The sequence below is a fragment of the Cellulosimicrobium sp. GQ32 genome (assembly GCF_059758455.1).
The window spans coordinates 415,568-428,630 of the sequence record NZ_JCAXEP010000003.1; the positions used below are offsets into that span (position 1 = coordinate 415,568).

Genomic DNA, 13,063 nt, shown 5'->3' on the forward strand with positions numbered 1-13,063 from the left:
CAAGCGCATAGCGACCCTGCTGGGACGCGCCGATGGCCCGAGCGAGATGCGCCGCGGCCGCACCTGGCCGGGTTGCCCGCGTCATCCTCGCCTGCGTGGACTACACGATCGTCGGCTCAAGACCGGTCGCGGCGCTGACGGCCGTCCACAGCCAGGCACATCGCTCGGGCGAACCGACACCTGGCTGCACCGATGCCTGGTGTGTCGGATCCTGCGCCGCATCCGCCAAGAGTAGCGCGGCGAGCTCTCCGGCCAGGACCGGCGCAGCGAAGGAGGTCCCGCTCCACGTGGCAAAGCCGCTCTGGAATCCCTCCGGGTCGATCGTCGCACGGCGGCCGTCGGACCACAGTTCCTTGACGCTCCGCGAGGGAGCCACCGCACCGTCGATTGTCTTCGGAGCCGTGGAGACCAGCGCGGCCCCGGGGCGGACGCACGTGATCCACGGGCCATCGTTGCTGAAGAGCGAGGTTGTGCCGTCGGGATTCTGCGCACCGACCGCGAGAACCGGCGGCTTGTCGAGCGGCACCTCGCGCGGGTCGAGCGCCGTCGCGCGGCCATCGGCACGCCGGACGCGGGGAGCGAAGCCCGCGGGGAACATCGGACGGGTCTGACCGTCGTTTCCCGACGAGACGACGACGAGCACCCCGTATCGGCGCAGCGCGTCGAGCACGGCACCCAGCGGGGCATCGAAGTCGGCGTCACCCGGCCGCTCGTGGTAGTACCCGAAGGAGAGCACGACAATGTCGACCGGTGCGTAGCCGCCACGGCCGACCAGTCCGAGCACGTGCCACAGGAGAAGTCGACGCAGCGCGCGCAGCATGTCGCGTTCCGGGATCACGCCGGAACCTCCGTACAGGCGCGGCGCGAGGATGACTGCGTCGGGACACTTCTGGTGCACGAGGCCTGCGATGAACGTGCCATGTCCAGCCACCGGGTCGAGAGGGCCCGTGAGCGGGGAGACCGAGACGCCTCCGATCTCAGGGTCCTCGTACTCGTACTCGGGGCGCGGCAGCACGGAGAGCGGTTCACCCAGGAGCTCGGGATCCCGAACCACGACCCTGCCACGCCCAGGTGTCTCGTCGAACCAGGCGTGCTCTCCGACGCCCGAGTCGAGGACTGCGACGACGGGACGGCGTGTTCCGTCGGAGGCCGTCCATGCATCGTCTCCAGGCGCGTGGTCACGTCGCGGTTCCGCACCGACCCAGTTCACAGGCGTTCGGCCCCCTGACCCAGGAACGGCGTACTCGGCAGTCCCGGAGAAAGGCAGGGGCTGCCCGTACGGCAACGGCTGACCGTAGGGAAGAGGCTGACCGTACGGCAACGGCTGACCGTAGGGAAGAGGCTGACCGTAGGGCAACGGCTGACCGTAGGGCTGGGCATGGGCGAAGGCTGTCGGCTGCGCAGCCGGCTGGCCTCCGATGAATCCGCCGACCGAAGGGACGATGATGTGGTCGAGACCGATCCGAGCCCGACCGCGGTCGGCATCGTCCCCCTCGACGACGCCGCCCAGGTGCTCTAGGAGTTGCCAGGCGTCCGGCAGAGAGCGGGCGGAGCCGCCACGGGGAGTGAGCCGCAACGAGACTCCGAACACACGTAGCAGATCCTCCGTCGTCTCCGTGTCCAGGTCGGCGCGCCGCACCAGGGCTGCGTCGTGCTCGCTCTCCGGCTCGATCTCGACGTCGAGGTCGAACTGCGCCGCGGCGTCGCGGAGTCGGCGCATGCGCTGCTCACCGCACCGCGACCCGGGAAAGAGCAGCCTGTCACCGACGTACCAGGTCGGATGGGGCGACTGCTGTCCCGACCGCCGCGGTGCGCTGACGGGGTCGATGGTCCTCGTGCGCCACTGCAGGCGGCTCGGGCGGTCGCCGTAGTACCGGCCGCTCTGCGGACTCGGCGCGGGGGTTCCGGGGGTCTCGCTCACGTGCTCCTCCTCGAGGGATGACGTTCAGTCGGTGCCGCGGGCGTCGTCGTCGACGGACAGCGGCTCGCGCACGGGGGCGCGGAAGGAATGGGGGTCGGGACGTCGTCGCGCCGCGGGCGAGAGATCGCCCGCGGCACGACGACGGCTACAGCTCGATGACCGGGGTGCTCACGGCGCCGCCGGCACCGTCGGCGCGGCGCACGACGAGGCTCGCCGGGCCGCGGTCCACGGCGTCGAAGACGAAGCGGCCGTCGTCGTCGCTCGTCGTCTCGCTCACGGACCCGGGGCGGTGCAGCTCGACGCGCAGCGCCGTCGCCGGGGCGGCCCAGCCGTCGATGCGGATGCGGCCGTCGTCGGTCGGCGAGAGCGAGATCATGACCGTGACGGACTCGGACGTGAACGTGATGGTGCGCGCCTCGACGGGAGGTGCGTCGCCCCGCACGGACATCTCGGGGACCTGGACGTACTCCAGCTCCATGACCTCGGCCTCGAGGCCCGCGAGGGTGATCGCGAACAGCGACCGCTCCACCAGGCCGTCGGGCACGGGGTCGATCTCCTCGGCGATGCGCGCCAGCTCCGCGAGCAGCGCGAGGTCGACGGCGTCGAGCGGCTCGTCGGGGCTGTGCGTCGGCTCGGTGCTCATGATGCTTCCCACGATTCCCCCTGGTCGTCGATGATGTCGCGCAGCTTGGCGAGGCAGCGGCCGCGCGTGGAGCCGATGCTCCCGACGGGCATGCCGATCGCGGCCGAGATGGCCTTGTAGTCGGGTCGGTCGGCGAGCGACACGAGCCGCAGGAGCCGCCGGCACCGGTCCGGCAGCTGGTCCAGCGCGGCCCACAGCGTGCGGTCGCGCTCGTTGCGGAGCACCTCGACGTCCGGCGTCGGGTCTCCCGAGGGGAGCTCCGGCACGCCCTCGTCCGTGTCGTCGGGGAGCTCGGTGCGGCGCCTCGCCTCGTCGCGGTGCTTGCGCACGGCCTCCCACGCGGCACGCTTGGCCGTGATGAGCAGCCACTTCAGGACGGCGTGGGGCTCCTTGATCGTCATCGCGTTGCGCACGAGCGCGACCCACACGGTCTGGACGATGTCGTCTGCCTGCTCACGCTCGACGCCCTGGGCCCGCACCGTGTGCCACAGCAGCGGCGTCGCCTCGCGGACGAACTCGCCGAGGGCGTGGGGGCGACCGTCCCGGTACTCGAGGAGCGCGAGCGCACCCCGGTCCCCCAGGCTCAGGCCCGGTTCGTCGGTGTCGGTCACCTCGTCGGTCGTTCTCGTCATGGGGGGCACCGTCCTCGGCACGTCCGTCCGGTCAGGCATCAGCGGGGGGTCCCCGGAAGCGCCTGATTCTAGGGCCGGGCCGGTGGGGTCGACAACCATCGTCACTGGTCACACCCCTCCTGGCTCGTGCGGCTGCGTCCCATCTCGCTCCTTCGACACACGGGTCGGAGCGTCGGGCCGACGCTCCTCCACCCGGACAAGAGGGACGGGTCGCTCGTCTGATACATCCGTCGCCTACAGGTCTGCGCGACGCCGCCCACGGGCTCAGGATCGCCGTACGGCGGGGTCGTCGTCTAGGTGTTCCCCCGTATGCGAGGCCCGGGAACTGCCGGGGAATCCCTCATGCCGCGGCGCGGCGCGGGCTCCTAGCGTGCAGACGACCCCTGCACCCACCGCGGGTGCGGACCGGCGGGGCGCGACGTCGCGGCCCGCCCGAGCACGAGGAGCACTTCCGTGAGAACAGTCCTCTCCGGCCGCACGCGCGGCCGCACGGGGCGCGCGCTGCGCGCCCTGGCCACCGTCGTCGCCGCCGCGACCGTCGCCGCCGGCGGCACCCTCGCCGCCGCGCCCGCGACCGCGACGCCCGCGCCGGCCGTCGCTGCACCCGCCGCCGCGGCGGCGAGCAGCACGCAGTGGCTCACCGGCTACTGGCACAACTTCGACAACGGCTCGGTGACGATGCGCCTCTCGGAGATCCCGCAGGCGTACAACCTCGTCGCGATCGCCTTCGCCGACAACCTGACCGGCACGCCGGGCGGCATCACGTTCAACCTCTCCAGCGCCGAGCTGGGCGGCTACACGGAGGCGCAGTTCAAGGCCGACGTCGCGACGATCCGCTCGCAGGGCCGCAAGGTCGTGCTCTCCGTCGGCGGTGAGAAGGGCAACGTCATCGTCTCCAACGCGACGGAGGCCAAGAACTTCGCGGACACCGCCTACGGGCTCATGCAGGAGTACGGCTTCGACGGCGTCGACATCGACCTCGAGCACGGCATCAACGCGACGTACATGTCGAGCGCCCTGCACCAGCTCTCCGCGAAGGCCGGCCCGAGTCTCATCCTCACCATGGCGCCGCAGACGATCGACTACCAGGCGACGAGCATGGGGTACTACCAGCTCACCCTGGCGATCAAGGACATCCTCACGATCGTCAACACGCAGTACTACAACTCGGGCTCGATGATGGGCTGCAACCAGCAGGTCTACTCGCAGGGCACCGTCGACTTCCTCACCGCACTGACCTGCATCCAGCTCGAGATGGGGCTGCGCACCGACCAGGTCGGCATCGGCGTGCCCGCCGTCCAGAAGGCCGCCGGGGGTGGGTACCAGCCGCTCGCCAACGTGGTGAAGGCCGTCGACTGCCTCGAGGTCGGCACCGGCTGCGGCGCGTTCAAGCCCGCGAAGCCGTACGGCAAGATCGGCGGGGTCATGACCTGGTCGATCAACTGGGACAAGACGAACAGCTACCAGGTCGCGTCCGTCATCGGCTCGCGCCTCGCCAGCGGCCCGACCACGCCGACCGACCCCACCGACCCCACGGACCCAACCGACCCCACGGACCCCACCGACCCGGGCACCTGCACCGCCCCGGCGTGGTCCGCCTCGGCCGTGTACACGGGCGGCAACCGCGTCTCGCTCCAGGGCCACACCTACGAGGCGAAGTGGTGGACGACGAACGAGAACCCGACCCAGAGCGGGCAGTGGGGCGTCTGGAAGGACCTCGGCGCCTGCTGACCCGGTCCTCCTCCTGAGACGACGACGGCGCGGCACCCTCCCAGGGTGCCGCGCCGTCGTGCGTGGTGCGGGTGTGGACCACCCGCGGGAGGACTGCCGTCAGGCGGCGTCGTCCTCGAGCAGCTTCGTCGTCTTGGACTGGTCCAGCGGGATGCCGGGGCCCATCGTCGTCGTCAGCGTGGCCTTGGTGATGTACCGGCCCTTCGAGGACGACGGCTTGAGACGCAGGACCTCTTCGAGGGCCGCCGCGTAGTTCTCCACGAGCGCCTTCTCGTCGAACGAGACCTTGCCGATGATGAAGTGCAGGTTGCCGTGCTTGTCGACACGGAACTCGATCTTGCCGCCCTTGATGTCGGACACGGCCTTCGCCACGTCCATCGTCACGGTGCCGGTCTTCGGGTTCGGCATGAGACCACGGGGGCCCAGCACCTTGCCCAGACGACCGACCTTGCCCATGAGGTCCGGCGTCGCCACGGCGGCGTCGAAGTCGGTGTAGCCACCGGCGACCTTCTCGATGAGGTCGTCGCCGCCGACCTCGTCGGCACCGGCCGCACGGGCCTCCTCCGCCTTCGCGGCGTTCGCGAAGACGATGACCCGGGCCGTCTTGCCCGTGCCGTGGGGCAGGTTGACCGTGCCACGGACCATCTGGTCCGCCTTGCGCGGGTCGACACCGAGGCGGAACGCGACCTCGACGGTCGCGTCGTACTTCACGGTCGACGTCTCCTTGGCGAGACGGATCGCCTCGAGCGGCGCGTAGAGACGCTCGCGGTCGATCTTCTCCTCGGCGTTGCGGTACGCCTTGCTGCGCGTTGCCATCTGCTTCTCCTTCTGCAGTCGTGGTCTGCGGGTCCGCGCGGACCCTGCCACCGTCGTCCGCGAGGTGCGGATCGACGTCGTGCCCGAGGCCGGCACGCGGTGCGTGCCGGCCTCAGTCCGTCCCCGGGCGACCGTGCGGCGCGCCGAGGACGAGGTCATTCGTGGGCTGTTCAGCCCTCGACGGTGATGCCCATCGAGCGGGCCGTGCCGGCGATGATCTTCGACGCGGCGTCGAGGTCGTTCGCGTTGAGGTCCTCGAGCTTGGTCTGGGCGATCTCGCGCACCTGGTCGGCGGTGATCTTCGCGACCTTGACGGTGTGCGGCGTGGCCGAGCCCTTCTGCACGCCCGCGGCCTTCTTGATGAGCTCCGCGGCCGGCGGGGTCTTCGTCACGAACGTGAACGAACGGTCCTCGTAGACCGTGATCTCCACGGGGATGACGTTGCCGCGCTGCGACTCGGTCGCCGCGTTGTACGCCTTGCAGAACTCCATGATGTTGACGCCGTGCTGACCGAGCGCGGGGCCGATCGGCGGGGCGGGCGTCGCCGCACCGGCCTGGATCTGGAGCTTGATGAGGCCGGAGACCTTCTTCTTGGGAGGCATGACTCTTCCCTGACTTTCTTCTCGTGGGCCGACGCCGTGGGCGATGACCCGGTTGCAGTACTGCGCTCACGCGCGCACGGCCGGTGCCGTGCGGCGCGTCAGATCTTGGCGACCTGGTTGAACGACAGCTCGACCGGGGTCTCCCGGCCGAAGATGGAGACGAGGACCTTGAGCTTCTGGTTCTCGACGTTGATCTCGGAGATCGTGGCCGGCAGCGTGTCGAACGGGCCGTCCGTGACGGTGACCGACTCGCCGACCGTGAAGTCGACCTCGACGGGAGCCTTCGCGGTGGCCTGGGCGGGCTTGCCGGGCTCCGGCGCGGGGGCAAGCATCGGCGCGAGCATCGAGAAGACCTCGTCGAGCGTCAGCGGCACGGGCTGGTGGGTGTGGCCGACGAAGCCGGTGACACCGGGAGTGTGGCGCACGGCGCCCCACGACTCGTCGGTGAGGTCCATGCGGACGAGGACGTAGCCGGGGATACGCACGCGTCGGACGATCTTCTTCTGCGCGTTCTTGATCTCGGCCACCTCCTCCATGGGGACCTCGATCTGGAAGATGTAGTCCTCCATGTTCAGGCTCTGGATGCGGTTCTCCAGGTTGGCCTTCACACGGTTCTCGTAGCCGGCGTACGAGTGGATGACGTACCAGTCGCCGAGCTGCGTGCGCAGCGTGCGCTTGAACTCCGCGACCGGGTCCTCGATGACGTCGCCGTCCTCGTCGACCGGGCGGTCGTCCTCCGACACCTCGTCGTCCGACGCGTCCTCGTCCGCCTCGTCCTCCGAGGCGTTCTCGTCGACCGTCTCGTCAGCCTCGTCGACCGCCGGGGCGTCCGTGGTCTCCTCGACGTCGTCCTGGGCACCCTCGGGCTGCGTCGGGTCGACGTTCTCCGTCTGGTCCAGCGACTCCTGGGACACGAACGAACCTGCTTTCTGACGAACTGCTCGATGACTTCTTCTGGAAGCGCCGACGGCGCCCCGAGGGGCGCCGGCTGCCGTGATGAGGCCCGGCGTGACCGGGCGGAGGTGCGCTCGCTAGCCGAAGACCCACATGACGGCCTTGCCGATCCCGAGGTCGAGCACGGTCACGAAGGCCATGACCACGACCACGAAGACCAGGACCACCGTCGTGTAGGTGATGAGCTCCGAGCGCGTCGGCGTGACGACCTTGCGGAGCTCGGCGACCACCTGGCGCACGAAAAGGGCGATGCGCGCGAAGATGTTGGGCTTCTTGTCCGCGGACGGACCGCCCTTCTTCTTCACCTCGTCGGCGCGTGCGCCGCCTGCACCCACGGCCTCTGACGGCGATTCGCTCACTCGTTCTTCCCCATCGCTCACGTACGGGACCTGCTCGAACCCTCGGTGCGACCCGGTGCCGGGCCGCGCGCGGTTCCGGGGAAGGTCCCACGAGAGCCACGCCGTGCAGGGTAGACAGGACTCGAACCTGCAACCTGCGGTTTTGGAGACCGCTGCGCTACCAATTGCGCCACTACCCTTCGTGCTCGACGACGCCGTACGAGCCCCGACCCCGAGACGAAACACGTCTCACGGGCGCGGACCAGCGTGGCGGGCGTCAACCACCGAGGGATCACTGTACGCGACGCAAGGCCCCTGGTCGAACCGCCGTCCACCGAACGGTGGACACGAGGTCCGGACGAACGGCCGTCGCGGGCGACGGGACCCCGCCGACAGGCTGGTCCCATGACGACGACACCCCTCCCCACCGGCTCCCGCACCGCCGGTCCCGGGTCGAGCGGCCCGGCCGTGGACGTGCGCGGCCTGCGCAAGCGCTACGGCGCCAAGCAGGCCGTCGACGGCATCGACCTGCGGGTCGAGCGCGGCGAGATCTTCGCCGTCCTCGGGCCCAACGGTGCCGGCAAGACGACGACCGTCGAGATCCTCGAGGGCTTCCGGCGGCGCGACGCCGGCGAGGTCCGCGTGCTCGGCGAGGACCCGCAGACCGCGGGCCGCGCGTGGCGCTCGCGCATCGGGGTCGTGCTCCAGGACTCGCGCGACCAGGCCGAGCTCACGGTCGCGGAGATCGTCCGCCACTTCGCGACGTTCTACCCGGCGTCGCGCGACCCCGACGAGGTGATCGACGCCGTCGGGCTGCGGGAGAAGGCCCGGACCCGCACGCGCCAGCTCTCCGGCGGCCAGCGGCGGCGGCTGGACGTCGCGCTCGGCATCGTGGGGCGCCCGGAGCTGCTGTTCCTCGACGAGCCGACGACCGGGTTCGACCCGCAGGCGCGCCGCGCGTTCTGGGCGCTGGTCCGCTCGCTGCGCGAGGACGGCACGACGATCCTGCTCACGACGCACTACCTGGACGAGGCCGCGCACCTGGCCGACCGTGCCGCCGTCGTGCGTGCGGGCCGGGTCGTCGCTCTCGACGCGCCCGACCGCCTCGGCGGCCCGGACGCGCGCCGTCCGGAGGTCCGTTGGCTCGACGACGGCGCCTGGCGGTCGGAGCGCACCGACTCCCCCACCGCTCTCGTCGCGGCCCTCGCCGCGCGGTACGCGGGACCCGACGGCGAGGTCCCTGGCCTCGCGGTCACCCGCCCGAGCCTGGAGGACGTCTACCTCGAGCTCATCGGCGAGCCGGCCACGGCGCCCGGCGCCGCGCCTGCCCCCACGACCGCACCCGGTTCCCTCGACGCGCCCGCCGAGGATCACACGCCCGACGGCACGACCGCCGTCGTCCCCGAGGAGGCCCGACCGTGACCACCGCCCCGACCGCTGCCCGGACGACGCGACCGCCCCGCGCCGCGGCCCTTCCCGGCGCCGGCCGGCTGGGGATCGAGCGCACCCGCGCCGAGCTGCGCGCGTTCTTCCGCGAGCGCGACGCCGTGATCTTCATCTTCACGTACCCGCTCATCATGCTCGCGATCTTCGCGACGGTGTTCGACGGGCAGGACCAGGGCACGGCCGCCTACTCCGTGCCGTTCGCGCAGTACTTCCTTCCCGGCATGATTGCGACCGGCGTCATGCTCACGAGCTTCCAGTCCCTCGCGATCTCGATCGCGGTCGAGCGCGACGACGGCTCGCTCAAGCGCCTGCGCTCCACCCCGCTGCCGCCGTCCGCGTACTTCTACGGCAAGATCGGGCTCGTCCTGCTGACGTCGGTCGTGCAGACCGGTCTGCTCCTCGCGCTCGCCGCGACGGTCTACGACGTCCCCATGCCGTGGGAGATGCCCGACGGCGGCGCGCGCCTCGCGACGTTCGCGTGGGTGTTCGTGCTCGGGTGCGCCACCGGCGCGGTGTGCGGCGTGGCGTTCTCGTCGCTGCCGCGGTCCGGCAAGTCCGCGACGGCGGTCGTCACGCCCGTCGTGCTCGTGCTCCAGTTCATCTCCGGTGTGTTCTTCGCGTTCTTCGCGCTGCCGTCCTGGATGCAGACCGTCGCGTCGCTGTTCCCCCTCAAGTGGATGGCGCAGGGCATGCGCTCGGTGTTCCTCCCCGAGCAGGCGGCGGCGCTCGAGCCGTCGGGGTCGTGGCAGCACGGCGCGACCGCTGCTGTACTGGTCGCATGGCTGGTCGTGGGGCTCGTGGTCGGTGCACGCTCGTTCCGGTGGCGGCGCCGTGACGACGGCTGAGACGCCGTCGCCGGGCGGGGCGGTCGCGGGGGTGGTCGACGCCGCCGACGCCGCGACCGCCCAGCTCGACGGCACCTGGGCCCGCGACGTGCGCTGGTGGGACGTGGCGTTCTACGTCATCGTCGTGCTCAGCGCGCTCGCGCTGCTCACGGCAGGGGTCCGCGGACCGTCGCTCGCGGTCTCGCTCGCGGCGGTCGCCGTGATCCTCGTCGGGTACCTCGGCTGGGGACGACGGGCCGCGCGGACACGGGACCAGGTGACGGCGCACGCGTACCTCGTCGTCGCGGTCGCGTGCACGCTGGTCGTCGTCGGGCAGGACGCGCTCGGCACGCTCCTCCTGTTCGCCGTGTTCACGCAGATCTGGATGCTGTCGGAGCACCTGTGGGCCCAGGTGGTGCTGTGCGTCGCGCTCGCCGCAGGCACCGCGCTCGCGCTCGCGTTCGACCCGGCGACGGGTCGGGTCGAGCCCGACGAGCTCGCGAGCTCGGCACCGCAGATGGGCGTCGCGCTCGCGTTCGCGCTGAGCCTCGGTCTGTGGACGGCCCACACGATGCGCCAGGCGGAGCGCCACGCGCGGCTCGTCGACGAGCTGCGCGCCACGCAGGCCGAGCTCGGTCGGGCCTCGCACGAGGCGGGGGTGCTCGCCGAGCGCGAGCGCGTCGCCCAGGAGATCCACGACACGCTCGCCCAGGGGTTCACGAGCGTCGTGATGCTCGCCCAGGCCGCGAGCGCCGACCTCGACCGGGACGCCCCGGACGCGGCGCGCGAACGCCTGGCCCTCGTGGAGTCGACGGCGCGCGACAACCTCGCGGAGGCCCGCGCCCTCGTCGCCGCCTCCGCCCCCGCCCCGCTCCAGGGCGGCACGCTCGGCGAGGCGCTGAGCCGGCTCGCGGACCGGTTCGCGGAGGAGACCGGGACGCGCGTCGAGCTCACGGCGCCGGGGGCCCTGCGACTGTCGAGCGCCGACGACGTCGTCCTCCTGCGGTCCGCCCAGGAGGCGCTCACGAACGTCCGCCGCCACGCGGACGCGTCGGCCGTGCGCGTCGACCTCCGGCAGGACCGGGCGGGGACGGTGCTCGAGGTGACCGACGACGGGCGCGGCCTGCCTGCCGACGCGTCCGGCTTCACCGAGGGGTACGGCCTGCGGGGCATGCGGGAGCGCGTGGCCGCGGAGGGCGGGAGCCTCGAGGTGGGTCCGGCCCCCGGCGGCGGCACGCGCGTCGTGGTCCGCCTGCCCGCCGGTGCGTCGCCGGACGGACCGACCACGGGCGCGCGCGCGACGACGCGGGCGGGAGACGCCCGATGAGCGCGCCCGGGAACGGCGTCGTCCGGTTGCTCGTCGTGGACGACCACCCGGTCGTGCGCTCGGGCATCATCGGCATGCTGGCCGCCGAGCCCGACCTGGAGGTCGTGGGCGAGGCGGGTGACGGCGAGCAGGCGGTCGCGCTCGCGGGCGAGCTGGCGCCCGACGTCGTGCTCATGGACCTGCGCATGCCCGTGCTCGACGGCGTCGGCGCGACGGCCGCCATCGTCGGTGCGCCGGGCCGGGGCGCGGGGCGCGGCGGCGCGGCGGGCCACCCGCGCGTCGTCGTGCTCACGACGTACGAGACCGACGCGGACATCCTGCGCGCGGTCGAGGCCGGGGCGACCGGCTACCTGCTCAAGGACACGCCGCGCGACGAGCTCGTCGCGGGGGTGCGCGCCGCGGCGCGCGGGCAGACCGTGCTCGCGCCGAGCGTCGCGACCCGCCTGGTCACGTCGGTCCGCGGCGCGGACCGGCTCACGGACCGGGAGACCGAGGTGCTGCGCCTCGTCGCGCGCGGGCTGTCGAACGCGGCCGTCGGGAGCGAGCTGTTCATCACGGAGGCGACGGTGAAGACCCACCTGCTCCGCGCGTTCGCCAAGCTCGGCGTGGACGACCGGACCGCCGCGGTCACGGTCGCCATGCGACGCGGGTTCCTCACCGGGACCTGACCGGCGTCCGGGGTGACGGGCCTGTGCGGGGGCGGCCGCCCTCGGGACCCGGCCCCGTGCGCGACGCGCGGGCCGGGTCCGCGTGACAGACTCCCCGTGTGCGAGACCTGGCGACGCTTCCCAAGGCCCACCTGCACCTGCACTTCACCGGGTCGATGCGCCCCGAGACGCTGCGCGACCTCGCCGCGCAGTACGGCGTGCGGCTCCCCCACGCGCTCGTGGACGGCGACCCGCTGCGGCTGCCGCCGACGGAGCGGGGCTGGTTCCGGTTCCAGCGCTTGTACGACGCCGCGCGCGCGTGCGTGCGCTCCGAGGCCGACATGCGCCGCATCGTGCTGGAGGCCGCGCAGGACGACGCCGCGGAAGGGTCGGGCCGGCTCGAGATCCAGGTGGACCCGACGTCGTACGCGCCGTTCGTCGGCGGCATCACCCCGGCCGTGGAGATCGTGCTCGACGCGGCACGGTCCGCGAGCGCCGCGACGGGGACGGAGGTCGCGGTGGTCGTCGCGGCGTCGCGCATGCGGCACCCGCTGGACGCGCGCACGCTCGCGCGCCTCGCGGCGCAGTACGCGGGCGAGGGCGCGGGCGAGGTCGTGGGGTTCGGCCTGAGCAACGACGAGCGCCGCGGGGACACGGCGGAGTTCGCGCGCGCGTTCGCCATCGCGCGGCGGGCAGGGCTCGCGTCCGTGCCGCACGGGGGCGAGCTGCTGGGGCCGGCGCACGTGCACGAGGTGGTGCGCGAGCTCGTCCCGGACCGCCTCGGCCACGGCGTGCGGTCGGCGGAGGACCGGCACGTGCTGGACGACGTCGTGGACCGCGGGATCGCGCTCGAGGTCTGCCCCGCGTCCAACGTCTCCCTCGGGGTCTACGAGGACGCCGGGCAGGTCCCCCTCGGGGCGCTCGTCGACGCCGGTGCCCGCGTCGCGCTCGGCGCGGACGACCCCCTGCTCTTCGGCTCGCGGCTCGTCGCGCAGTACGAGACGGCGCGCCACGAGCACGGGTTCTCCGACGACGAGCTGGCCGCGCTCGCCCGGTCGTCGATCCGGGCGAGCCGGGCGTCGAGCGGCACGAAGCAGCGTCTGCTGACCGGCGTCGACGACTGGCTCGCGGGGGGCTGACGGCCGCCGCCTTCTCATGTGCGTCTCATCCTGCTCTCGGATA

At 72.3% G+C, this 13,063-nt stretch carries 13 protein-coding genes and 1 tRNA gene; 6 read left to right on the top strand and 8 right to left on the bottom strand.

The genetic code is table 11. The features are described 5' to 3' along the window. Window positions 1-100: 100 nt before the first annotated feature. The 3 genes from AC6CH9_RS07980 to AC6CH9_RS07990 form a co-directional block, all read right to left on the bottom strand. Entirely contained in the window at window positions 101-1,921 is a 1,821-nt protein-coding gene (locus AC6CH9_RS07980; protein ID WP_498154391.1) for a S8/S53 family peptidase, read from the bottom strand. A 145-nt stretch (window positions 1,922-2,066) separates the two neighbouring features. Further along, a complete protein-coding gene (locus AC6CH9_RS07985; RefSeq protein WP_313664069.1) occupies window positions 2,067-2,564 on the bottom strand; it encodes a hypothetical protein in 498 nt (165 codons plus the stop codon). Continuing rightward, a complete protein-coding gene (locus AC6CH9_RS07990; protein WP_237841950.1) occupies window positions 2,561-3,196 on the bottom strand; it encodes an RNA polymerase sigma factor in 636 nt (211 codons plus the stop codon). The genes AC6CH9_RS07985 and AC6CH9_RS07990 overlap by 4 nt, the downstream gene beginning before the upstream one ends. A 453-nt stretch (window positions 3,197-3,649) precedes the next feature. Between AC6CH9_RS07990 and AC6CH9_RS07995 the strand changes: the two genes are divergently transcribed. Further along, window positions 3,650-4,927 carry a glycosyl hydrolase family 18 protein gene (locus tag AC6CH9_RS07995; RefSeq protein ID WP_498154392.1) on the top strand — a complete coding sequence of 426 codons (1,278 nt, stop codon included), beginning with the start codon at window positions 3,650-3,652 and terminating at the stop codon, window positions 4,925-4,927. A gap of 99 nt (window positions 4,928-5,026) precedes the next feature. On the opposite strand, the gene rplA is transcribed toward AC6CH9_RS07995, so the two are convergent. From rplA to AC6CH9_RS08020, 5 genes are all read right to left on the bottom strand, one after another. Beyond that, complete coding sequence (rplA, locus tag AC6CH9_RS08000) at window positions 5,027-5,743, bottom strand: 50S ribosomal protein L1 (RefSeq protein WP_034653773.1); 717 nt, start codon at window positions 5,741-5,743, stop codon at window positions 5,027-5,029. 170 nt (window positions 5,744-5,913) lie between these two features. Beyond that, on the bottom strand, window positions 5,914-6,345 hold the full coding sequence (rplK, locus tag AC6CH9_RS08005) for a 50S ribosomal protein L11 (protein ID WP_047233799.1): 432 nt from the start codon (window positions 6,343-6,345) through the stop codon (window positions 5,914-5,916). 98 nt (window positions 6,346-6,443) lie between these two features. After that, the gene (gene nusG, locus AC6CH9_RS08010) at window positions 6,444-7,259 is read right to left on the bottom strand and encodes a transcription termination/antitermination protein NusG (protein WP_498154393.1); all 816 of its coding nucleotides are present in this window, start codon (window positions 7,257-7,259) and stop codon (window positions 6,444-6,446) included. Window positions 7,260-7,376: 117 nt separating this feature from the next. After that, entirely contained in the window at window positions 7,377-7,604 is a 228-nt protein-coding gene (gene secE, locus AC6CH9_RS08015) for a preprotein translocase subunit SecE (RefSeq protein ID WP_052877722.1), read from the bottom strand. A gap of 160 nt (window positions 7,605-7,764) precedes the next feature. Beyond that, window positions 7,765-7,837, bottom strand: a tRNA-Trp gene (locus tag AC6CH9_RS08020). Between the two features lie 205 nt (window positions 7,838-8,042). On the opposite strand from AC6CH9_RS08020, the gene AC6CH9_RS08025 reads away from it, so the two are divergent. The 5 genes from AC6CH9_RS08025 (at window position 8,043) to AC6CH9_RS08045 (ending at window position 13,020) form a co-directional block, all read left to right on the top strand. Beyond that, window positions 8,043-9,059 (top strand): ABC transporter ATP-binding protein, encoded by a 1,017-nt coding sequence (locus AC6CH9_RS08025; protein WP_498154394.1) that lies wholly within the window; start codon window positions 8,043-8,045, stop codon window positions 9,057-9,059. Continuing rightward, entirely contained in the window at window positions 9,056-9,928 is an 873-nt protein-coding gene (locus tag AC6CH9_RS08030) for an ABC transporter permease (RefSeq protein ID WP_375810081.1), read from the top strand. The genes AC6CH9_RS08025 and AC6CH9_RS08030 overlap by 4 nt, the downstream gene beginning before the upstream one ends. After that, window positions 9,915-11,234 carry a sensor histidine kinase gene (locus tag AC6CH9_RS08035; RefSeq protein WP_498154395.1) on the top strand — a complete coding sequence of 440 codons (1,320 nt, stop codon included), beginning with the start codon at window positions 9,915-9,917 and terminating at the stop codon, window positions 11,232-11,234. The genes AC6CH9_RS08030 and AC6CH9_RS08035 overlap by 14 nt, the downstream gene beginning before the upstream one ends. Then, window positions 11,231-11,902, top strand: a complete 672-nt coding sequence (locus tag AC6CH9_RS08040) for a response regulator (RefSeq protein ID WP_498154396.1) — start codon at window positions 11,231-11,233, stop codon at window positions 11,900-11,902. The genes AC6CH9_RS08035 and AC6CH9_RS08040 overlap by 4 nt, the downstream gene beginning before the upstream one ends. 98 nt (window positions 11,903-12,000) lie before the next feature. Beyond that, a complete protein-coding gene (locus AC6CH9_RS08045; protein WP_498154397.1) occupies window positions 12,001-13,020 on the top strand; it encodes an adenosine deaminase in 1,020 nt (339 codons plus the stop codon). Window positions 13,021-13,063: the final 43 nt, after the last annotated feature.

Excerpts from the sequence above, each read along its gene's own strand:
- AC6CH9_RS08025 (WP_498154394.1), top strand. The coding sequence starts at position 8,043 with ATGACGACGACACCCCTCCCCACCGGCTCCCGCACCGCCGGTCCCGGG.
- AC6CH9_RS07985 (WP_313664069.1), bottom strand. The coding sequence starts at position 2,564 with ATGAGCACCGAGCCGACGCACAGCCCCGACGAGCCGCTCGACGCCGTC.
- rplA (WP_034653773.1), bottom strand. The coding sequence starts at position 5,743 with ATGGCAACGCGCAGCAAGGCGTACCGCAACGCCGAGGAGAAGATCGAC.
- AC6CH9_RS07990 (WP_237841950.1), bottom strand. The coding sequence starts at position 3,196 with ATGACGAGAACGACCGACGAGGTGACCGACACCGACGAACCGGGCCTG.
- AC6CH9_RS08040 (WP_498154396.1), top strand. The coding sequence starts at position 11,231 with ATGAGCGCGCCCGGGAACGGCGTCGTCCGGTTGCTCGTCGTGGACGAC.
- rplK (WP_047233799.1), bottom strand. The coding sequence starts at position 6,345 with ATGCCTCCCAAGAAGAAGGTCTCCGGCCTCATCAAGCTCCAGATCCAG.